Annotated in this window: 19 protein-coding genes; 15 read left to right on the top strand and 4 right to left on the bottom strand. The window is 54.8% G+C overall.

Translation table 11 applies throughout. From position 1 onward, the window contains the following. Nucleotides 1–224: 224 nt before the first annotated feature. Nucleotides 225–731, bottom strand: a complete 507-nt coding sequence (locus tag PAT3040_RS17255) for a sporulation membrane protein YtrI (RefSeq protein ID WP_087566626.1) — start codon at nt 729–731, stop codon at nt 225–227. A 3-nt stretch (nt 732–734) separates the two neighbouring features. Further along, a complete protein-coding gene (locus tag PAT3040_RS17250) occupies nt 735–1,061 on the bottom strand; it encodes a YtrH family sporulation protein (RefSeq protein ID WP_108993686.1) in 327 nt (108 codons plus the stop codon). 119 nt (nt 1,062–1,180) lie between these two features. On the opposite strand from PAT3040_RS17250, the gene PAT3040_RS17245 reads away from it, so the two are divergent. From PAT3040_RS17245 to ppk1, 9 genes are all read left to right on the top strand, one after another. Next, the gene (locus PAT3040_RS17245; protein WP_108993685.1) at nt 1,181–4,774 is read left to right on the top strand and encodes a DNA polymerase III subunit alpha; all 3,594 of its coding nucleotides are present in this window, start codon (nt 1,181–1,183) and stop codon (nt 4,772–4,774) included. A gap of 114 nt (nt 4,775–4,888) precedes the next feature. Continuing rightward, entirely contained in the window at nt 4,889–5,389 is a 501-nt protein-coding gene (locus PAT3040_RS17240; protein ID WP_246608555.1) for a phosphatidylglycerophosphatase A family protein, read from the top strand. Between the two features lie 206 nt (nt 5,390–5,595). Next, a complete protein-coding gene (locus tag PAT3040_RS17235; RefSeq protein ID WP_087566622.1) occupies nt 5,596–5,784 on the top strand; it encodes a glutamate decarboxylase in 189 nt (62 codons plus the stop codon). Between the two features lie 43 nt (nt 5,785–5,827). Further along, on the top strand, nt 5,828–6,706 hold the full coding sequence (accD, locus tag PAT3040_RS17230) for an acetyl-CoA carboxylase, carboxyltransferase subunit beta (RefSeq protein WP_108993684.1): 879 nt from the start codon (nt 5,828–5,830) through the stop codon (nt 6,704–6,706). Beyond that, nucleotides 6,696–7,751 (top strand): acetyl-CoA carboxylase carboxyltransferase subunit alpha, encoded by a 1,056-nt coding sequence (locus tag PAT3040_RS17225; RefSeq protein WP_087566620.1) that lies wholly within the window; start codon nt 6,696–6,698, stop codon nt 7,749–7,751. Before accD ends, PAT3040_RS17225 begins: the two co-directional genes overlap by 11 nt. Before the next feature lie 118 nt (nt 7,752–7,869). Continuing rightward, on the top strand, nt 7,870–9,624 hold the full coding sequence (gene pyk, locus PAT3040_RS17220) for a pyruvate kinase (protein WP_108993683.1): 1,755 nt from the start codon (nt 7,870–7,872) through the stop codon (nt 9,622–9,624). Nucleotides 9,625–9,730: 106 nt separating this feature from the next. Continuing rightward, a complete protein-coding gene (locus PAT3040_RS17215) occupies nt 9,731–10,204 on the top strand; it encodes an acyl-CoA thioesterase (RefSeq protein ID WP_087566618.1) in 474 nt (157 codons plus the stop codon). A 41-nt stretch (nt 10,205–10,245) separates the two neighbouring features. Then, nucleotides 10,246–10,638 carry an FxsA family protein gene (locus tag PAT3040_RS17210; protein ID WP_108993682.1) on the top strand — a complete coding sequence of 131 codons (393 nt, stop codon included), beginning with the start codon at nt 10,246–10,248 and terminating at the stop codon, nt 10,636–10,638. Between the two features lie 119 nt (nt 10,639–10,757). Continuing rightward, nucleotides 10,758–12,827, top strand: coding sequence for a polyphosphate kinase 1 (gene ppk1 / locus PAT3040_RS17205; RefSeq protein ID WP_087566616.1), 2,070 nt, complete (start codon nt 10,758–10,760; stop codon nt 12,825–12,827). A gap of 98 nt (nt 12,828–12,925) precedes the next feature. Here the strand turns inward: ppk1 and PAT3040_RS17200 are convergent, their stop codons facing one another. Further along, nucleotides 12,926–13,477 carry a helix-turn-helix domain-containing protein gene (locus PAT3040_RS17200; protein ID WP_087566615.1) on the bottom strand — a complete coding sequence of 184 codons (552 nt, stop codon included), beginning with the start codon at nt 13,475–13,477 and terminating at the stop codon, nt 12,926–12,928. A 153-nt stretch (nt 13,478–13,630) separates the two neighbouring features. Here PAT3040_RS17200 and PAT3040_RS17195 point away from each other — a divergent pair, with 153 nt between their 5' ends. Genes PAT3040_RS17195 through PAT3040_RS17185 form a run of 3 tightly spaced genes read left to right on the top strand, consistent with a single transcriptional unit; the run spans nt 13,631 to nt 16,534 of the window. Continuing rightward, entirely contained in the window at nt 13,631–14,302 is a 672-nt protein-coding gene (locus PAT3040_RS17195) for an alpha/beta hydrolase (protein ID WP_087566614.1), read from the top strand. Continuing rightward, nucleotides 14,299–15,069 carry a DODA-type extradiol aromatic ring-opening family dioxygenase gene (locus PAT3040_RS17190; protein WP_108993681.1) on the top strand — a complete coding sequence of 257 codons (771 nt, stop codon included), beginning with the start codon at nt 14,299–14,301 and terminating at the stop codon, nt 15,067–15,069. Before PAT3040_RS17195 ends, PAT3040_RS17190 begins: the two co-directional genes overlap by 4 nt. 46 nt (nt 15,070–15,115) lie before the next feature. Then, the gene (locus PAT3040_RS17185; protein WP_108993680.1) at nt 15,116–16,534 is read left to right on the top strand and encodes a hypothetical protein; all 1,419 of its coding nucleotides are present in this window, start codon (nt 15,116–15,118) and stop codon (nt 16,532–16,534) included. A 456-nt stretch (nt 16,535–16,990) separates the two neighbouring features. Here PAT3040_RS17185 and PAT3040_RS17180 read toward each other — a convergent pair whose 3' ends face one another. Next, nucleotides 16,991–18,508 carry a Ppx/GppA phosphatase family protein gene (locus tag PAT3040_RS17180; RefSeq protein ID WP_108993679.1) on the bottom strand — a complete coding sequence of 506 codons (1,518 nt, stop codon included), beginning with the start codon at nt 18,506–18,508 and terminating at the stop codon, nt 16,991–16,993. A gap of 322 nt (nt 18,509–18,830) precedes the next feature. Here PAT3040_RS17180 and citZ point away from each other — a divergent pair, with 322 nt between their 5' ends. The 3 genes from citZ to mdh all read left to right on the top strand — a co-directional run. Continuing rightward, a complete protein-coding gene (gene citZ, locus PAT3040_RS17175) occupies nt 18,831–19,943 on the top strand; it encodes a citrate synthase (RefSeq protein WP_108993741.1) in 1,113 nt (370 codons plus the stop codon). Nucleotides 19,944–20,033: 90 nt separating this feature from the next. Further along, nucleotides 20,034–21,329, top strand: coding sequence for an NADP-dependent isocitrate dehydrogenase (gene icd, locus PAT3040_RS17170; RefSeq protein WP_108993678.1), 1,296 nt, complete (start codon nt 20,034–20,036; stop codon nt 21,327–21,329). Nucleotides 21,330–21,411: 82 nt separating this feature from the next. Beyond that, on the top strand, nt 21,412–22,353 hold a 942-nt coding region (gene mdh / locus PAT3040_RS17165; protein ID WP_087566608.1), incomplete at its 3' end, for a malate dehydrogenase.

The following is a 22,353-nucleotide window of genomic DNA, read 5'->3' as shown; positions in this document are numbered from 1 at the left end:
TCCGCTTTTGATCACGAAGTATGCCAAGAAGCTTACTCGACATCGAATATTGAATTCAGGCGAACCTTCCGGTGCTCACGTAGCTGTCACTACGCTCCGCTCCTCAGTTTCTACCTTCTTTCAATCTTCTCGGTGCTGAAAACCGAACTTTTTGAACACGAACTAGTATGCCTAATGAAACTTATCGTCGTCTATTGTACCATGTTCCGGCGAAGTTTGCCTTATCACGCTGGAGGTTTCGCCTTGACGCGGACCGTCATCCAAACCTGCAGCACGTTGTCTGCCAGCAGCACTGTTTTGAGCTCGATTGCATAATCTTTGCCGCTTACGTCGTCGTATGTTTTGGATTCCAGCAGCTTTCGAACAAGATTGGCATCGGCGTCGATATCATAGATGCTGCGCCCGAGCAGGATGGATAGATCCTCCTTGACCCGCTTCACCAGCTCCGTCTCCGTCATCCGGTCCAGGCGGGCGGAACGCGTGGACTCTTCCAGTACGCGGATCTGAATGCTCTTGATCACCGTGTGCTGGTTCTTGTATTGCTTGAGCTTCGCGATATCCGCTTCGTATTGCCCCAGCCTGGCCTCCAGTCCGTACACCGTGTTGTACATCGCCTCGAACTTCGCCACGAACAGGGAGTGCAGCACAACGCCCCCGACGATGCAACCTACAAGGAATACACCCAGCAATCGCAGCGCATCTGCGTATCGGTAGAAGGAAGGCACCCTCATGCGTTAAGACGCCCCTTTGCAAACCAGCTTTACAAGCTCCGTTGCCATATGCGCCCCCAGGAAAGCGAAAATAATAAACGCAATCTGTTGGGCCACCGGCGACAGTTGGCCGGCCGTAAAGTTGCTTTCGATGACTCTGACGGGATCGACCGAGCCGCCGATCGCGGCAACGATCGCCCATATTTTCAGCCGGAGCGCGGTATCCAGCATGACAGTGGCCGGCGGCAACGCCATAAAGACGGAGCCGCCCCCCGCAAGCATGGAGCCTCCTAGCACGATGCCGAACGCAATAAAAAAATCGAGTCCCGCCTTGGACAAAAAATAGGACAAATGTTTCCCCTCCTCTGCATGCAACAACCTCTTCTATCATTCTATGGGCGTGTCCCGCACAATTATGATAAAATAGAAGAATACGAATCCATGTTCGGATTGCGAGAGGAGAGATCGGGATGACGGCAACAAGAGAGGCATCATTCGTTCACTTGCATGCGCATAGCGAATTCAGCTTGTTGGACGGGGCGGCGCGCATTCGCGATCTCACCGCCAGGGCGGCGGAGCTCGGGATGAAGGCGCTCGCTCTGACTGACCATGGCGTCATGTATGGAGCGATTCCGTTTTATCGGGCTTGTCTGGCGCAGGGGATTAAGCCCATTATCGGCTGCGAGCTTTATTTGACAGCGGGCTCGCGCTTCGAGAAGGGGGCGCGCAAGGACAATCCAACCTATCATCTAATCGTTCTGGCGAAAAACGAGACCGGTTACCGGAATTTAATGAGACTTAGCTCGATCGCTCACCTGGAAGGATTTCATTATAAACCTCGGGTCGACATGGAATCCCTCGCGGCCCACTCCGAGGGAGTGGTCTGTCTCAGCTCGTGCTTGAAGGGGGAGGTGTCCCAGCATCTGCTCCATGATCGACGCGAAGAAGCGAAGGCGGCTGCGCTGCGCTATAGGGACATATTCGGCGATGACTTCTATCTGGAGCTGCAGGATCATGGCATGCTGGAGCAAAAGAAGGTGGCGGGCGAGATGATCGGATTGGCGCAGGAGCTCGGAATCCCGCTCGCCGCTACCAACGATGTGCATTATTTGCAGCCGGAAGATGCCGATGTGCAGGATGTGCTTATCTGCATCGGCACCGGCAAGACGGTGGAGGATAGCGATCGGCTGCGCATTGGCACAAATCAGCTTTATATGAAGAGCGCCTCCGAGATGGAATCGCTGTTCCGCCATGTGCCGGAGGCGATCGCGAATACGGTGGAGATCGCGGATAAGTGCAATCTGGAGCTTACGCTTGGCCGTGCCGCGCTGCCGGTGTTCCGACCCGTGCCGGAGGGCAGGGATTCCTCGTCGTATCTGGCGGAGCTGTGCCGGGACGGCTTGGAGAGCCGGTATGCGGCGCTTCCGGCCTGGACGGAAAATGAGGATTTCCGCAGGGAAGCCGAGGATCGTCTCGCTTACGAACTGTCCGTGATCGAAAAGATGGGATTCAGCGATTATTTTCTCATCGTGTGGGACTTCATTCGGTTCTCGCACGAACGGGGGATCCGAACCGGACCTGGCAGAGGATCGTCGGCGGGGAGTCTTGTCGCTTACACGCTGCGGATTACGGATGTCGATCCGCTAAAGTACAAGCTGCTCTTCGAGAGATTCCTTAATCCGGAGCGGATTTCGATGCCGGATATCGATATCGACTTCAACGACGAGCGCCGGGACGAAGTGATCGCCTATGTCGCGGCCAAGTATGGCGAGGAGCATGTCGCGCAGATCATCACGTTCGGCACGATGGCGGCAAGAGCCGCCGTTCGCGACGTCGGCCGCGCGCTTAACGTGCCGTTCCAGGAGGTGGACCGCGCGGCGAAGCTCATTCCGGGCCAGCTGGGCATTACGCTTGCCGAAGCGATCCGGACGAGCGCCGAACTGCGAGAAGCCGCTGAGCGGCAACCGAAGACCGGATTGTTGCTGAACATGGCGATGAAGGTGGAAGGGATGCCGCGGCATGTTTCCACGCATGCCGCCGGCGTCGTCATCTCCCGCGAACCGCTGACGGATTACGTGCCGTTGCAGCAAGGCGGAGAGTCGATTCCGCTGACGCAATATTCCATGGAGCATCTGGAAGCGGTGGGACTGCTCAAAATGGACTTCCTGGGTCTGCGTACACTGTCCATTTTGGAGCGGTCGCTGGTCTGGATCAAGGAGCTGGAAGGCAAAGATATCGACTTCAGACTGGTTAACGATGCCGACCCCGAGACATACGCCATGCTTGGGCGAGGCGACACGACGGGCATCTTTCAGCTGGAGTCTTCCGGCATGAGGCGGGTGCTGCGCGAGATGAAGCCGACGGATTTCGAGGACATTATCTCGGTGCTGGCGCTGTATCGTCCGGGTCCGATGGAGTTCATCCCGCAATATATTGCGGGCAAACACGGCAAGGAGGCCGTGCACTACCCCCATCCTTCGCTTCGGCCGATTCTTGCCGATACTTACGGCATTATCGTGTATCAGGAGCAGATCATGCAGATTGCTTCCGCAATGGCAGGTTTCTCGCTGGGGGAAGCCGACTTGCTGCGCCGCGCGGTATCCAAGAAGAAACGCGAGGTGCTGGATGAGGAGCGGAGCCACTTCGTCAAGGGAAGCCTGGGACAAGGTTATTCCGGGGAGGACGCTAACCGCGTTTATGATATGATCGTTCGCTTCGCGGACTATGGATTTCCGCGCGCGCATGCAGCGGCTTACGGAGTGCTGGCGTTTCAGACGGCATGGCTGAAGGCGCATTATCCCGTGCCGTTTATGGCCTCGATGCTGGCGTCCGTCACGGGCAACATGCGCAAGACGGCGGAATACGTGGACGAGTGCAGGCGCATGGGCATTCCCGTGCTGCCGCCGGATGTGAACGAAAGCGGAGCTTCGTTCACGCCGGTTGGCGGCTCCGTCCGCTTCGGCCTGGCTTCTGTCAAAAACGTAGGCACGCAGGCGATTGAAGCGATTGTCAGAGAGCGGGAAAGCGGCCCTTACGACAGCCTGCTCGACCTGTGCAAGCGGGTCGATTTGCGCGTCGTGAACAAGCGCGTGCTCGAGTCGCTTATCCAGGCGGGCGCTTGCGACGCGTTCCCGGGGCATCGCGCCCAGTTGCTGGCGGCTCTCGACGAGACGGTAGAGACCGCGCAAAAGTGGCGCAAGGAAAGGGAAGAGCTGCAGATCGAGCTGTTCGGCTTCGAGGAAGTGCAGAACTGGGATGTGGAGCTGCCGGAAGTACGGCCGTTTACGACGTCGCAGCAGCTTGATTTTGAGCGGGAGCTGCTGGGATTGTATCTGTCGGGGCATCCGCTGGACCATGCTGCCGAGCAGTTGGAGGGAGTGGAACTGGACCGTCTCGTTGAGCTTTCGGACGTGCCTGACGGTTATGTCGCCTGCGTAGGCGTGATGGTGGCGGGGCTGAAGCCGTTTACGAACAAGAAGGGCAACGCGATGGGCTTTCTGGAGCTTGAGGACCGCATCATGCGCGTCGAAGCCGTCGTGTTCCCGAACGTGTGGAAGCGAAGCGGGGACAAGCTGGAGCGGGAAGGACTGTACATCGTGCAGGCTACCGTCCAGCAGCAGGACGAGGACTACAAGCTGCTCGTCGAGGAAGTCGTGCCGATCGGTCCAGAGCTGACGACAGAGTCGCTCGCGGCTCAAGTGGGTCGCCTTCGCCAGCAGGCCCGCAACCGAGCTGCGCGGAGCTCCGGCTACGGAAACGGATCTGGTCGACCCGCGGTGCCCCAATCGTCAAGCAAAGATTCGTCACCTCTGCCCGCCAACGCTAAGCCGCCTAAGAAGCAGCGTATGTACATTAAGATCACGGTGGAGAAAGAACGATCGGATGTGCTGAATAAGCTTCAACGGTTGCTTGTCTCGCATCCCGGCCAGCTTGATACGGCGTTGTTTTACGAAGGCGAAGGCAAGGTTATCGCCTTAAACGACAGTCACCGGGTCTCCCCGTCACAGGAGTTGAAGGCGTCGATCGAGAGGCTGCTGGGACCGGACACTGTCGTTATTAAGTAGAAGCAGCAAATGCCGGTTTCCGATACGTCCTGCGTCCATTACTTGCAATTCTCATGCACATTATGGCCTGTACGAGCATATGCATAGAGATACAAGCCAAGAGGATGCGAGGAGATGAAGCCAATGAACGGTATCGAGAAGTGGCTGGCAAAACGCGGAGTAAGTGTCGACGACATCGCAGAGATCGTTTACACGCTGCAGCGACCCTATAATCCGGATTTGACGATGGAAGAATGTCAGGTCAGCGTTCGTGTGGTGCTGGAGAAGCGCGAAGTGCAATATGTGCTGTACACAGGCATAGCTCTCGACGAGTTAGCGGAGCGAAGGCTGCTGCCGGAGCCGCTGCAGGCCATCATGGAGCGGGACGAATCTCTGTACGGCGTCGACGAAACGCTGGCGCTGGGCATTACGAACGTTTATGGAATGATCGGCCTCACCAGCTTTGGTTATCTGGACAAGGTGAAGCCGGGCATCATACGCCAATTGAATATCAAGGGCGAAAAAATCCATGTGTTTCTGGACGATTTGGTGGCTGGCCTTGCCGCTGCCGCATCAGCGAGGATCGCGCATGGAGACCCCAATGCGAACCAATATCATTTGCCCGAATCGCAGTGACTATGTTATCATTATGACATCATATGGCCTTTGGTGGGGCTAAAGAAAAGACAATGACTCGAAGCGCGATGCTGGCTAGGAGAGGTTTCCTGCCATGCGAATCGGTGCTATACGGCCTGTCATTCGTTCGCGAAACGTTAGGCTTGAGATGCCAGGTGGCGGCAACTGCCGCTCGACATTGGCGTCAAGCTTCAGGAGGTACCATGATGTGGACGGTTATTTACATTGCACCAACAGCAAAAATGGCAGAAAACATCAGAAAACGGCTTACGGAAGAAAGTTTTTTGGTCAAAATCCGGCCCGTCAATCTGTCCAAACAGCAATATGAGATTCTGGTACCGTCCGGTGAGCTGGAGGAAGTACAGGAAGTATTCAATTCCATCATCCGCCCATAACGTGCAGAATTATTAATATTGCGCCTTGAGAGGTGTCGCATACGTGCAAATTAAGGACTTATTCTCGAAAAAAAAATACGCAACCATTCCTTCGGCGACCACGGAGCGTCCCAAACGCGATATTCCGGAAGGTCTGATGAACAAGTGCGCCAAGTGCGGCACGATTCATTACAGCAAGGAATTGGAGAAAAACTTGAAGGTGTGCTCGTCATGTGGGCATCATTACCGGCTTAGCGCGTGGGAGCGGATCGGAATGACGCTCGATGACGGGCGTTTGTTTGAGTACGACGCCGAGATGGAGTCCGTCGATCCGCTTAATTTCCCGGGTTACAAGATCAAGCTGGAGCAGCAGAAGGCAAAGTCCAATCTGCGCGACTCCGTTGTTACGGGCGAAGGCAGCATTAGCGGATTCCCTGTTGTCGTAGCGGTTATGAGTTTCGACTTCTTTACGGGCAGCATGGGCTCCGTGGCTGGGGAGAAGATTACTAGAGCGATAGAAGCTGCTCATGAGAAGCGCCTTCCGCTTATTATCTTCTCCACCTCCAGCGGAGCTCGCATGCAGGAGAGTATCTTGAGTCTCATGCAGATGGCGAAGACCAGCGCGGCGCTCTCGAAGTTTCAGGGAGACGGCGGTTTGTACATTTCCGTATTCACGGATCCTACGACAGGCGGCGTATCCGCCAGCTTCGCGAGCCTTGGCGATTACAATTTGGCCGAGCCCGGCGCGTTGATCGGCTTCGCCGGACGGATCGTTATCGAACAGACGATTCGCCAGAAGCTGCCGGAGAACTTCCAGACTGCGGAATTTAATCTGCAGCATGGCCAGCTCGACAAGGTCGTTCATCGCAAGGACATGAAACAAACATTAACGCAATTGCTGGACATGCATACCGTGAAGGAGGTGTCGTTCGATGGCGAATGAGCTGCCTTTCGAGAAGCCGATCGTCGAGTTGCGTCAAAAGATTACGGAACTCAAGAGCCTTAGCGTTGATAAGGGGATCGACTTCACCGAAGAAATTCTCCGTCTGGAGGAGCGCTGCAGGCAGCTCGAAGAAGAGCTGTACAACGAGCTGTCCCCCGCGCAGAAGATGCATCTGGCGCGCCATCACGGACGTCCGACGTCGCTGGATTTCATCGGAGCCATTTTTACCGACTTCATGGAGCTTCACGGCGACCGCCTGTTCGCGGACGATCTTGCGATCGTGGGCGGCCTTGCCAAGCTTGGCGGCTTGCCCGTGACCGTGATCGGCCATCAGCGCGGCAAAGACACAAGAGACAATATCGCCCGTTTCTTCGGCAGTCCTCATCCCGAAGGTTTCCGCAAGGCGTTGCGTCTGATGCAGCAAGCGAATAAATTTGGTCGCCCGATTATTACATTCATTGATACAAAGGGCGCTTATCCTGGCAACACTGCCGAAGAACGGGGTCAGTCGGAGGCGATTGCCCGCAATTTGAGGGAGATGGCCGGATTCGGCGTCCCTATTATTTGCGTGGTTATCGGCGAGGGGGGCAGCGGCGGCGCGTTAGCGCTTGGCGTTGGCAACCGTGTACTGATGCTCGAAAACGCGATCTATTCCGCCATATCGCCTAACGGAGCGGCTTCCATCCTGTGGAAGGATGCCTCAAGAGCCGACGAGGCAGCCGCAGCGATGAGGATTACCGCCAAGGATCTGCTGGAATTCGGTATTATCGAAGGCATCATCGAGGAGCCGCAAGGCGGCGCGCATCGCGACCTCGAATGCCAGTCCGCTGCGATCAAGCGCGAGCTGATTGCTCATCTAAAGGAACTCCTCGACTTATCGCGGGAGGAACTTATCGAGGATCGGTACCAAAAATTCCGCAAGATCGGGTACTTCCAGATGGCGCAGGTAAAGCAGGCAGAGGAGCCGGTTAATGACGAATCATCTGATGCGCCTACGGCAGCCGCAGCCGAGCTAAACCAGGAAGCGGCTCCTGCGACGAACTAACAATCCGCACAATCGTTACAACCGCCCGCGCGAAGGACAAGCCTGGACCGGGCGTGCATGTATATTGGAACAAAAACAAAGACAAAGACATTCAGGCAATAAACGGAGGAACTTAACAATGCGTAAAACAAAGATCGTTTGTACAATCGGGCCTTCCAGCGAATCGTTGGAAAACACAAAAAAACTGATTCAGTCGGGCATGAACGTCGGCCGTCTCAACTTCTCCCACGGAGACTTCGAGGAGCATGGCAACCGAATCAAGAACATTCGCAAGGCGAACGCCGAGCTTGGCACTTCCGTCGCGATTCTGCTGGATACCAAAGGACCTGAGATTCGTCTCGGCAAGCTGAAGGAAGAGCCGATCGAGCTGATTCAAGGGGATGCCATCACGCTGACTACCGAGGAAATTCTGGGTGATCGCACTCGTATTCCGGTAACGTACACCAATCTTCCCAACGATATTTCAGTTGGTTCCACCGTTCTCATCGACGATGGTCTGATCGGTCTGACGGTCGAGTCTGTCGAAGGCACTGAAATTCATTGCCGCATCGTTAACAGCGGTCCTATCAAAGGCAAAAAGGGCGTTAACGTACCAGGCGTCAAAATTTCGTTACCTGGCATTACGGAGAAAGACGCAGGCGATATCGTCTTCGGTATCGAGCAAGGCGTCGACTTCATCGCGGCTTCCTTCGTGCGCAAAGCGAGCGACGTTCTGGAAATCCGGGAATTGCTGGAGAAACATGATGCAAGCCATATCCAGATCATCTCCAAAATCGAGAACCAGGAAGGCGTCGACAATCTCGACGAAATTCTTGAAGTGTCCGACGGCCTTATGGTTGCGCGCGGCGATCTCGGCGTAGAGATTCCTGCGGAGGAAGTGCCGCTTGTACAGAAGATGATGATCAAAAAATGCAATCGCGCAGGCAAGCCGGTTATTACGGCAACCCAGATGCTGGATTCCATGCAACGCAATCCACGTCCGACTCGCGCCGAGGCAAGCGACGTGGCGAACGCGATCTTCGACGGCACGGATGCGATCATGTTGTCCGGCGAGACGGCTGCGGGCAAATATCCGGTAGAATCCGTACAGACGATGTCCCGTATCGCCGAGCGCGCCGAGAGCGCTCTGGAATACCGCGAAATCTTCCTCAAGCAAGCAAACGCGCAGCAAGTATCGGTAACGGAAGCGGTGAGCCAATCCGTTGCCAACTCTGCGCTTGACCTTAACGCCAAAGCGATTGTGACGTCGACCCAAAGCGGCTTTACAGCGCGTATGGTATCGAAATACCGTCCGAAATCGCCAATCATCGCGGTAACGACGGACGAGCGCATTATGCGCCGCTTGGCACTAGGCTGGGGCGTTTTTCCCGTAAAAGGCGCAGAGGCGTCTACAACGGACGAAATGTTCGAGACTGCCGTTAAAGGCGCAATGAGCACGGGTCTGCTTAGTCTGGGAGACACGATCGTCATTACGGCAGGCGTACCTGTAGGTCGCGCCGGCACGACGAACTTGATCAAGATCCATCATATTGGCGAGTTGCTGGCTCATGGCCAAGGCATCGGCAGCCAAACGGTAACCGGCAAACTTGTCGTTGCTCGCACGGCTGAAGAAGCTATCTCCAAGATGAACGTTGGCGACATCCTGGTAGCTGTCTCCACAGACAAAGAATATATGCCTGCATTCGAGAAAGCCGGCGCGGTCATCACAGAGCAAGGCGGCATTACGAGTCATGCAGCAGTATGCGGACTTAATCTTAGCATCCCTGTCATCCTTGGCGTTGCGAACGCAACGGACAATCTGCATGATGGCATGGAAGTAACCGTTTATGCGGAGACGGGCGTCGTCTACTCCGGTCAATCCAAAGTACTGTAACCTTGGAAGCAATAACATATTGAAGTATTGAAGAAGCGATGGTGAACTCACCGTCGCTTCTTTCTCCAATTCTAAGGAATTATACCGATGAAAGGAGCAAGGCTTGATGTCGGAACAAGCTTGGCATCTGCACCCTCTTCGCGTTCGTTACCAAGAGACGGATCAGATGAGCGTCGTATTCCATGGCAATTATGTAACCTGGTTCGAGATCGGACGTACTGAATGGATACGAAGTGCTGGCTACGATTATAAAACGATCGAAAGCAGAGGTCTGTTATTGCCTGTTGTGGATCTGCAATGCAAATATGTCGCGCCTGCCCGCTATGACGACCGCGTGTTAGTATGCACCCGGGTTGAGGAGAGTACGGCGCTTCGAGTGACTTTTGCGTCGCAAGTTAGGCGAGTGGAGTCGGATGAGCAGTGGCGTGTTATGACGATACCTCAGGGCGAAGCATTGCCTGGCGAGCTGCTTGCGGAAGGCGGAACCAAACATGTATGGGTTGGCTCAGACTGGCAGCCCGTGCGCATGAACAGAATCATGCCGGAACTGTATAAGTTACTTGCACATTCAGGCAAATAATAGGCGGATGGAATCAATTTTTGGCGAAGGGGTGGAATAGGATGTATAAATGGCTGCTCGCGCTCCTCTTGCTTGTGCCCATCATTGAGCTTTGGGGGATTCTTCAGATTGGCGAATGGCTTGGCGGGTGGACGACGTTCCTTGTCCTTGTAGGGATGGGGATTGCCGGAGCGTATTTCGCGAAGCTGGAAGGCCGCAAAGTGTGGCTCGATGCTCAGCGTCAGTTAGAGAGCGGCATTATGCCCGGACGTTCGTTGATTGACGGCATTTGCGTGCTGCTTGGCGGCTTGCTGCTGCTTCTGCCCGGTTTTATCTCCGATCTGTTTGGTATCGTCCTGCTGCTCCCCGTCACGAGACCCATCTTCCGCCGAATCATTTTGCAGTGGCTGGAGAAACGGATGAGGAACGGTCAGTTCACGATCCGAAGATTTTAGCGGGATTGGAGAAATCCATGGAGTTAACGGATATTTTACAAAACGTTAATCTGCCAATAATAGTCGTCCGCCACAATGGAAAAGATCGTCATTAGCATGAATCCTGTAGGAGGAAGAAGATGACCAAGCAGGTATCGCATTATGTCAACCGGGATTTGAGCTGGATTGAATTTAACCGCAGGGTGCTGGAGGAAGCGCAGGATTTGAGCAATCCGCTCTTGGAGAGAGCGAAGTTCCTATCCATCGTATCCAGCAATTTGGACGAATTCATGAGCGTCCGTGTGGCGGGCATTCAGGATCAGATGAGAGCCGGCTTGACGAAAATGGACTTCACGGGTTATACGCCGGCTGGACTATGGAAGCGGCTAATTAAACGTACAACCGCAATGGTCTTCGAGCAATACAAAACGTACCGCGAGATCTTCCGTTCACTAGGCAAGGAAGGCATCTGCATAAGAAGTATCGATGAGCTGAACATCGCCCAGACAAAAGCGGTATCCGACTATTTCCATGAAATTGTATTTCCTGTCTTGACGCCAATGGCGGTGGATCAGAGCCGGCCATTCCCGCTTGTTCATTCCAAGGAGCTGTATTTGGCCGTGCTGCTGCAGCGCGACGGTGCGGCGCCGGAGGAAGAGCCGTTATTCGCTATCGTACAGGTTCCGTCCATCCTGACGCGATTCGTTCCCGTACCAGGCAGAATTAACAGCAAAAAGCTGGAGTTCGTGCTGCTGGAGGAATTGATCGAGCGGTTCATCAATACGCTGTTCAACGGTTATACGCCCTATTCCGTTAATCCATTCCGTATTACGCGCAATGCCGATCTGACGCTTAACGAGGAAGGGGCGGAGGATCTCCTCGAGGAGATCGAGAAGGAGCTTCGGAGACGCCGCTGGGGCATTCCGGTTCGCCTGGAAGTCGTGAAGGGGATGGATCCCTATGCCTTGGAGATGCTGCGTGACGAATTAGAGATCGAAGATAATTTGTTCGAGATAGACGGACCGCTTGATCTAAGCTTCCTAATGCGATTCGCGGGCAGCTTGCCGGGTTACGACAATCTGCGTTATGAGAAACTGGAGCCCGTATATCCAAGAGAATTCGACGACACGGACGATATGTTTGAGGTTATCCGCCAGCGCGACGTGCTGATGTACCATCCCTACGAGTCGTTCGAGGCCGTCAATGACTTCGTTGAGCAAGCGGCGTATGATCCCAACGTGCTTGCGATCAAGATGACGCTGTACCGGGTGAGCGGTCAATCCGCACTTGTTCAGGCGCTTGCGAAGGCGGCGGAATCCGGCAAACAAGTGACCGTCGTCGTGGAGTTGAAGGCGCGCTTCGACGAAGAACGCAACATCGCTTGGGCGCGGCAATTGGAGAAGGCGGGCTGCCATGTGGTTTACGGACTCGTCGGACTCAAGACGCATGCCAAAATCCTGCTTGTCGTCCGCAGAGAGCAAGGCACGCTGCGTCGTTACGTCCATGTAGGCACGGGAAACTATAATGACAGCACGGCTACGCTGTATACGGATATCGGACTGTTTTCCTCCCATCCTGTTATCGGCGGCGACGCGTCGGCGCTATTTAACGAAGTGACGGGTTATTCTTCGCCATACGAATGGAAGGCATTTGGTGTTGCGCCATCCGATCTTAAAGAGAAGTTATATCGCCTCATCGACCGGGAAAAGGCGAATGCGCTGGCCGGAAAACGTGCTCACATCATTGCGAAGATGAACTCTCTGTCCAATCAGGAGGTCATCGACAAGCTGTACGAGGCGTCTCAAGCGGGAGTCAAGATCGAGCTGATCATTCGCGGCGTATGCTGCTTGCGGCCAGGCGTCCCGGGAAGAAGCGAGAATATTAAAGTGATCAGTATTGTCGACCGATTCCTGGAACACTCCAGAGTTATGTATTTCCATAACGGGGGTTCGGAAGAAGTTTATTTGTCCAGCGCGGACTGGATGACCCGCAATCTGACGAAGCGAATCGAGCTGATGTGTCCGGTGTACCAGCCTGAGCTGCGCGCCATTATGATCAAGATGCTGAAGATGAATCTGGAGGATAACGTCAAGGCGAGGGAATTAAAGCAGAACGGTCTATACGAATCTCTCGCCGGCAACCCGGACGCAAAACCTTTTCGCAGCCAGTTCGAGGCGAAACGGATTTCGATGTGGAAGGGTCACGGTTGAGCGGAATTCCCATCCCGATCCATCCTTTCATAATCTTTAAGCCTATTCCGTTACATGGAGTAGGCTATTTGGCGTTGGAGGCGACCGTTCAGGGACATTTACAGCAAATCCTGGCTTTGCTCGCCTTCCGTATAGATGGAAATCAGCACGATGGCCGTATCTTCCCCGACGTTCTTGACCCAATGCGGGGTACATGCATTCCAACTGAAAGAATCGCCTTCCGCGAACTCCTCGGCGTCTTCTCCTTGCTGGGCGAAAATCTTGCCCCGAATGACCAGATGCACCTCCTCGCCTTCATGCGCATGCGGCGTTTCGCCTGTAGAGGCGCCCGGGGGAAATTCGACCAGCATCATCCTCATGTTTTTGGTGCTGCTTAGATGCTCGACCTTCAAGCGGTCGGTGCCGCTCGTCGTCGTTCTGCGCTCGCGAGCGCGAACCTGACCCATGCGATCTTCTTTTTTGAGCAGCAAGTAAGCCAAAGGCACTTTCAAGGCCGTGGCGATATTTTCGAGCGTAGAGATGGACGGAGACGTTTTATTGGTTTCGACCTGGCTCATGAACCCTTGCGACAGGCCGGTTTCTTCGCATATTTGGGCGATCGTCATGTTTTTGCGTTTGCGAATGGATCTGATCGCGGATCCGATATCCATGAGAAGCTACCTTCTTTCGGAATAATATTAGTAATAGCAACTTTAAATACATACTAACAAAAAAGAGGTTGACTTTCTAGCCTTCTCAAGTTAAATTACTTATACATAATATTTATTTGTATTTATAATATTTTTAGAAAAGGAGAGCTTCCCATGAATTCGTTGTATCATTACGATATACATCTCCCGGCCAATATGGAGCAAGGCAGGAAATATCCGGTGGTGTTCACGCTGCACGGCAAAGGCTCCAACGAAAAAAACATGTTCGGGCTGGTGTCCCCCTTATCCGAGCAAGCCATCATTATCGGCATACGCGGCAATCTGCCGCTGGGGGCCGGGTATCAATATTACGAGCTGGTGAGCTTGGGCAACCCGGTACGGAGCGTGTTCGACGATTCGGTTAAAGGGCTTCGGGCGTTTATCGATGACGCCACCGAACAATATCCCATCGATCCGGAGAAACGTTATGTACTCGGGTTCAGCCAAGGCGCCATACTGGCGATGACGCTGGCGCTGACGATGGGAGACGCGCTCAAGGGGATCGTGGCCTTAAACGGGTACGTACCCGGCTTTGTGAAGGAAGAATATCCGCTGCGGAATCTGGATAAGGTGTCCGTATTCGCCTCGCACGGAGAGTTCGATTCCGTCTTCCCGATCCGGATCGGCCATGAGACGAAAGCTTATCTCGAAGAGCGTGCTCCGCTGCTCACGTTTAAGGTCTATCCCGCCGACCACGGCGTCACGGAGGAGAATGCGAGGGACGTGTTGAATTGGATAAGACGGGATGCCGGTCTGGATCTCGGCGAGGAGGGCGAAGCACGATGATGCCAAGTTGCTTTTTTGCGCATGGCGCCCCTTCCATCGTATTGGAAAACAATGCATACACGGAGCTTCTGCGAGATTTCGCGCGCGGTCATGCCCGACCGAAGGGCATCGTCTTGTTCTCGGCCCATTGGGAGGAGTCGGTTCAGAGCGTCGGCGTTGCGGATACCTTCGAGACAATTTACGACTTCGGAGGTTTTCAAGAAGAGCTCTACAGCATGACGTATCCAGCTCATGGCGACCGCGCGCTTGGCGACGAAGTCCTGCGGTTGTTCGCGGAGAAGGGCATCAAAAGCGTGTCCAACGACAAGCGGGGCCTCGACCATGGAGCCTGGGCAGTGCTGAAGATGTTATTCCCGGAGGCTGATATTCCCGTCGTCGCGCTGTCCGTCAACCGCCATCTTACGGAAGCGGAGCAGTATGGAATCGGTCAAGCGTTGTCATCGCTCAGGGAACGGGATATTCTTATCATTGGCAGCGGAGGCACGGTTCACAATCTGAGAAGGTTGAATTGGCGGGCGGAAGGCGCGGAGCCTTGGGCCGAGCAGTTCGACAATTGGCTGCAAGAGAAGCTCGAGGCATGGGACACGGAAGCGCTGTTCCGGTACATGGAGCTTGCACCCCATGCCAAGGATGCCGTTCCGACGAGCGAGCATTTTATTCCGCTTTTGCTTGCTATGGGGGCCGGAGACGCGACTCGTCAAGCGAAGCTGCTTCACCGCAGCTATCAATACGGCAATCTGAGCCTGAGCTGCTGGCAATTTAATTAACAATTTTTTTGAACAACCTCTATAAGAGTGGAAGGGAAAGGCGTCCATGTCGCAAGCTACGAAAACCGCAATGGAGAGGACCGTGGTCCTCTCCATTGCCGCTGTTTATACGGTGCAGCAATTAACGGGGCTCAAGGGGCTTCAGGCGCTGCTTGGCGTTCTTGTTTTTGCAGCGATCGGGCTGCTGTTGCCGAAGTTGAAAGGCATGACTTTGTGGCTGTCGTCATCTTTTCTACTCATAGGCGCTATTCTGATGTTCGTTCGAGGCGCGGACGCCGCGGAATGGTTCCAAGCCGCGGGCATCAACGTCACGATCGTGACATTGTTCCTGTTTGCGCCGTTGTTCGGCATACCCGTGCGGCTGCCGGAATACGTGGCGGGGCTGAAACGATTGATCGACGCCAGCGCGAGAAGCCGGACGGCCTTGTTGACGGGCACGCAGCTGTTGACTCAGGTGCTCGGCGTCTTCCTCAACGTCGGCGCCATTCCCGTCGTTTATGGGATGGTGTTCGTCAGGCCGCAGCCGGTTCTGTCCCGGCTGCTTGCCGGAGCACTTAATCGAGGCTTCGCGGGGGCGATCTTTTGGTCGCCGTATTTCGCGGCCATGACGATTATTACGACGATGCTGGGGTTGTCATGGTCGTCGATATTGCCGTACGCGCTGGGACTCGCGGTGCTAAGTCTGTTAGTGAGCATGCTGGCGAATCGGCGGGAATTGAAGGAATTGGCGGGCAGCGCTTCGATGGAGGCGGAGGAGCAAGGAGGCGAGACTGTTCCGTTCGCCGGGCAAGATGGCAGGAAGACGGATGAAGCGAGCGCGGCGGCGTTCCCGAAGGGGCTCGTGCTTTATTTGGCGCTGACCATGGCGGCGATTCTGCTCCTGGAGCGGATGGTTCCGCTTCCCATGGTGATGCTGATTTGTTTCTCCGCCGTTGTACTGCCATTGTTATGGTGCGTGTTCAGACGTTCGGCCGGCGTATACGCGGATGGACTTAAACATCATCTCAGCGTTACCTTTCCCGCGCTGCAGAAGGAGATTACGCTGTTTTTGGCCGCGGGATTTTTTAGCGGCGCGATCGGGGCGACGGGGTTCGGCGCGGAGCTGCCCGCATGGCTCGGACATATTCCGCTCCCTGTCTCGCTGACGTTCTCGGCGTTCACCGTGCTGCTTATCGCGGGCACTTCCCTGATCGGGCTGCATCCCATCGTGCCCGTGACGATTCTGGCGGGCGGAATCGTGCCGGAGAGCGTAGGCATCAGCGGCGTTTATTTCGCGGTGCTCCTGCTTGGCAGCTGGGGTTTGTCCAATCCGATCTCGCCGGCTACGGCGGTCAACAATCTGCTGGCCGGCCTGACGGGGCGGACGCCGTTCCAGATGGCATCCGACAATTACAGGTTCGCAAGCTGGATGGCGCTCCTGATGCTGCTGTATTTGGCGATGGTGGGATGGTTGGTCCCAGGGTGATAGGCAGGGCGCGAACTGGTGGGTTTGGGGCCAGCGTGTATGAAAAATCATACACAATGGCACCGGAACAGTAGATTCGAGGCACATGAGTATGAAAAATCATACACAATGGCGCTGGAATAGTAGATTCGAGGCACATGAGTATGAAAAATCATACACAATGGCGCCGGAACAGTAGATTCGAGGCTCATGTGTACGAAAAATCATACACAATGCGCGCGAACTGGTGGGTTTGGGGCTTGCGTGTATGAAAAATCATACACAATGAGCGCAAACAAGTGGGTTTGAGGCACGCGAAAATGAAAAATCATACACAATGAGCGCGAGCGCCGGGGGTAGTACCGGCAAAGAGGAAAGAAGGAAAGAAGGAAAGACGGAAACACGGAAGGGGCTGTCCCAAGCGGGACGGCCCCTTCCGCGTTTGCATGACGAGCGTTGCTGTAGAAATCGTGGATGCTACCCCTCCAGAACCGGCTCCAGTAACCAATGTTTCCTGAATTCGGCGGCAAGTTCTCCCACCTCGCGCCGCTCGACGGCAAGCGAACCGAGGGGAGCCAGCGGAGCCAACAGGAGACGTGTGCCGTCTATCGTAATCAGAAGGTCGCCGATTCTCTGCGTCTCGCTGCGATCCAGGGCCGCGGCCAGCTGCAACAGCAAGCCTAGCTTGCCTACCAGATCCAAATCGGCTTCGGAGACGAGTACGCGGTATGGAGCCGTCTGCGTTCTGGCCTTGCCTTTGCCTCGGAATGAGGCGATGGCGGCCGTCATTACGATCTCGCGGTGCGTCAATCCGTTCAACTGAGAGTGCACGATGAGATAGAAAGAATGGGGAGCGTAATCATAATAATCGATCGATGCCCCTATTCGATGAAGCAGCGACGCGACATGCAGAATGGTTCGCGCCTCAGGAGGCAGCTCGATCGTCGCTTCCAGCGCTTCCAGCAGATTCAGCGCCAGCCGGTTCACTTGCATGACATGCTGAGTGGGCGCTTCGTTGTGCAGAGAACTGATGTTTTTTAAGCTGAACGCAAGCGGATCAGCGAGCTTGGGCTGATCAGGAAATCGCGTCGAGTGGAACAAGCCGTCTCGAAGCCCGGCACCGCATATGCGGTAATGTTTCGCACGCGCAGCGCGGAAAACGGCTCTAAGAATCGCGACGCCGGGTATGATGACGTCGGCACGATCCTTGGACAGCCCGGGCAGCTTGCGCCGGCGATCCAGCGGCATGGCGCGCATGGCATGATACAACTCGTCGACGCCGTTCTTCTCGATGATGTAATTGTGCGTCTGGCGGAACGGATAATCGACAGCCGCCTGATGCACCTTGCCGAGGGCGCGCACCGTGCCCCCAACTCCCACGAGCGGCAGTCCGGGAAGCTCGCCGATCCAGAGATTCTCCTTCACGGCCGCCATCACGATGCTCTCGATCGATTTCAGCGCGTCGTCCATCAAACCATCCTTGGAATCGAATTTTTTGTTCAAGCTGACGCATCCGAACGGAAAGGAGACGGAGTGTACCAGCTCACGATCCATAAAAAGCGATACCTCCGTACTTCCGCCGCCTATGTCGATGAGATATCCATTGTCAGCTTGCAGGGAGTTGATCATGCCGAGAAAGCCGTATGCGGCTTCGTCCTCACCGGACAGCAGCTCGATGAACAGGCCGGTCTCGCGGTGGATCTCATCCAGTATTTGATCCCGGTTCGCGGCGTTGCGGATGGCCGCCGTAGCGACCGTGCGTATTTGGGTAATTCCGTGGTGGGAACAGATCAGCTTGAAGTGCTGAAGCGTGTCTATAAGTTCGGCGATATCGCCAAGGGGCAAAGCCCCGCTCTCATCCATTCTCCCGCTTAATCGCGTGGAGCGCTTGCTGCCGTCGACGACGCGATGCCCGCCGTTATCCGTTCTCTCGTACACGACAAGGCGCACGGAGCCCGAGCCAATGTCGATAATGCCGATACATTGTCCTATCAAAGGCGAATCCTCCGTTTCATTCCGGCATGTTATTGTGGTATGCTGTAAGTCTTCTGGACATTTTATCACACAATGGGCGGCAATTCGAAGTATAATCCATATGCGGCTGTGGAATAATTACTTGTCGAGGCTGGGGATGCCTTCCTTAGCCAAGATGTTGTCCGGCTTGCCGATTTATTTTATGAATGATGCCGATAAAGCATTTTTATGTCCCATTTTGTTGGCTTCATCCCAAAAATCATTTATGATTGATTACGATGAGCAAAAATGGAATCCCATTAATCATTTGATTAATATTTTTGAGTATAAAGGAGAGAGAACGATGACAGCAACTAAAGGTCTTGAGGGCATCGTCGCTGCGGCTTCGTCCATCAGTTCGATCATTGATGGCGTTCTGACTTACCGCGGCATTAACATGGACGATCTCGCAGAGAACGCCTCTTTCGAAGAAGTCGCTTACCTGCTATGGTACGGCAAGCTCCCGAATCGTTCCGAGATTGAAACGCTTCAGAAGCAATTGGACGAGTACGCGGTTGTACCGAATGAAGTGCTTGAGGGCATGAAGCTGTATCCGAAGAATACGAATTCCATGGCGGCTCTTCGCACGGCTATCTCCAGTCTTGCTTTGTACGATCAAGCTGCTAACGACATGTCGCCTGAAGCCAATCAGCTGAAAGCGATTAAATTGCAAGCTCAGTTGCCTGCGGTCGTAGCGGCATTCTCCCGCATTCGCGAGGGCAAAGAACCAGTCGCTCCCAAAAAAGGCGTATCCATCGCCCATAACTTCCTGTACATGCTGTCGGGCAACGAGCCATCCGACGTGGCTGTAAAAGCGCTGGATCAAGCGCTGGTCCTTCATGCCGACCATGAGCTTAACGCATCAACGTTCGCCGCTCGCGTAACGGTAGCTACCCTTTCCGACATCTATTCCGGCATTACTTCCGCTATCGGCGCTCTCAAAGGCCCGCTGCACGGCGGCGCAAACGAAGCCGTTATGGTCATGCTGGAGGAGATTGGTTCGTTCGCGAACGTTGAGGGCTACATAAACAATGCGCTTGCGAACAAACAGAAAATCATGGGCTTCGGTCACCGCGTCTACAAAAACGGCGACCCGCGCGCGAAGCATCTGCAAAAGATGTCCCGCGAGCTTGGCAAGCTGAGAGGCAACATGGAGCTTTACGAGATGTCGGTTAAGATCGAGGAGCTGGTAACGGGCCAAAAGGGTCTGAAGCCAAACGTCGACTTCTACTCCGCATCCGTCTATACGGCGCTCGAGATTCCGCGCGATCTGTTTACGCCGATCTTCGCCATCAGCCGTCTGTCCGGCTGGAGCGCACACATTCTGGAACAGTACCAGGACAATCGTTTGATCCGTCCGCGTGCCGACTATGTCGGTCCGGTAAACGCCAAGTACGTCCCGATCGAGCAACGCTAATTTACAACAACCAGAGAAGAGAGAGCAAGCGGAAGCTTGTTCTCCTGTTCAAGATCATAAGATACAACCCATTTTAGGAGGAATTCATTCATGGCACAGTTCGAGAAATACGCGCTTCCAACCGAAGGCGAGCAAATTACAATTGATAACGGCAAACTTCAAGTTCCTAACCAGCCGATCATCCCGTTTATCGAAGGCGACGGCACGGGCCGCGACATCTGGCGCGCATCCAAACGTGTTCTTGACGCAGCTGTAGAGAAAGCATACAACGGCGAGAAAAAGATCGCTTGGTATGAAGTATTCGCCGGCGAAAAAGCGTTCAACGAATATGGCGAGTGGCTCCCTGCCGACACGCTGACGGCTATCCGCGAGTACATCGTTGCCATCAAAGGTCCATTGACGACGCCAATCGGCGGCGGCATTCGTTCCCTTAACGTAGCTCTTCGTCAAGAGCTGGATCTGTACACTTGCCTTCGTCCCGTCCGTTACTTCGACGGCGTGCCTTCCCCGGTGAAACGTCCGGAGCTGGTTAACATGGTTATTTTCCGTGAAAATACAGAGGATATCTATGCGGGCATCGAGTACGCGGAAGGTTCTGCGGAAGTTAAGAAAGTGATCGAGTTCCTGCAGAAGGAAATGGGCGTTAACAAAATCCGTTTCCCTGAAACGTCCGGCATCGGCATCAAGCCGGTATCCGCTGAAGGTTCGAAGCGTCTGGCTCGCGCCGCGATCGAATACGCGATCAAACACGGCCGCAAGTCCGTTACGCTGGTACACAAAGGCAACATCATGAAATTCACGGAAGGCGCGTTCAAGAACTGGGGCTACGAAGTGGCCGAGCAAGAGTTCGCTGAACAAACCTTCACTTGGGGACAATATGACCGCATCAAGGACGCTGACGGCGTTGACGCGGCTAACAAAGCACAAGCCGATGCTGAAGCAGCCGGCAAAATCATCGTGAAGGACGCTATCGCGGACATCGCGCTGCAGCAAGTACTGACTCGTCCAACAGACTTCGACGTGATCGCTACGTTGAACCTGAACGGCGACTACCTGTCCGACGCCCTGGCTGCTCAAGTCGGCGGCATCGGCATCGCGCCGGGCGCGAACATCAACTACCTGACTGGTCATGCGATCTTCGAAGCTACGCACGGCACGGCTCCGAAATACGCGGACAAAGACGTCGTGAACCCTGGCTCCGTCATTCTGTCCGGCGTTATGATGCTTGAGCATCTGGGCTGGCAGGAAGCTGCCGACCTGATCTACAAAGGCATGGAAACATCCATCAACAACAAAACGGTTACTTACGACTTTGCACGTCTGATGGAAGGCGCAACGGAAGTTAAATGCTCCGCGTTCGCCGATCAAATCATCGAAAATATGTAATCAAAGTCGCAGCATACCCTCGGTCGCCTTCTGGCCGGGGGCTTCGGCGTCTTTGTAATGGAAATGGAAGGGGATCACTCTCATGGCAATCAAACGCAAAAAGATTACGGTAGTCGGAGCGGGCTTTACAGGCGCAACAACGGCGCTTATGCTGGCGCAAAAGGAACTTGGAGACGTCGTATTGCTTGATATCGCGCCGCTGGAGAACCCGACCAAAGGGAAGGCGCTCGATATGCTGGAGGCAACTCCGGTTCTTGGCGTGGACGCGAATATCGTCGGCACGGCGAGTTACGAAGACGCCAAAGATTCCGATGTCGTAATTATTACGGCAGGCATCGCGCGAAAGCCCGGCATGAGCCGGGACGACCTTGTAAACACGAATGCGGGCATCGTCCGTTCCGTTTGCGAGAGCGTAAAAGAAACAAGCCCGAACGCCTACGTCATTATATTGAGCAACCCGGTTGACGCGATGACGTACGTGGCTTTCCAGAGCCTCGGTTTCCCGAAAAACAGAGTTATCGGTCAATCCGGCGTCCTCGACACGGCTCGTTATTGCACGTTTATCGCGCAAGAGCTGAACGTATCCGTAGAAGACGTGCGCGGCTTCGTGCTGGGCGGCCATGGCGACGACATGGTACCGCTCGTGCGCTACTCCAACGTTGCAGGCATCCCGATCGAGAAGCTGATCCCGGCTGACCGCATCGAAGCCATTGTGCAACGGGCACGCGTCGGCGGCGGCGAAATCGTAGGTTTGCTGGGCAACGGCAGCGCGTATTACGCACCGGCGGCTTCGCTCGTGCAGATGACGGAAGCGGTGCTGAAGGACAAGAAACGGATTATCCCGGTTATCGCTTATCTGCAAGGAGAGTACGGCTACAATAACTTGTTTATGGGCGTGCCTGCGGTGCTTGGCGGCGACGGCATCGAAAAGGTGATCGAGCTGGAGCTGACGGACGAAGAGAAGGCGGCGCTGGACCGTTCGGCGCAATCCGTACGGAACGTTATAAATGTCGTCGAGGCAGGT

The organism is Paenibacillus agaridevorans (assembly GCF_003112455.1).
Taxonomy (GTDB): Bacteria; Bacillota; Bacilli; order Paenibacillales; family Paenibacillaceae; genus Pristimantibacillus; species Pristimantibacillus agaridevorans.
The sequence above is the reverse complement of the archived record's forward strand: the minus strand, read 5'-3'. Positions and strand labels throughout refer to the sequence as shown.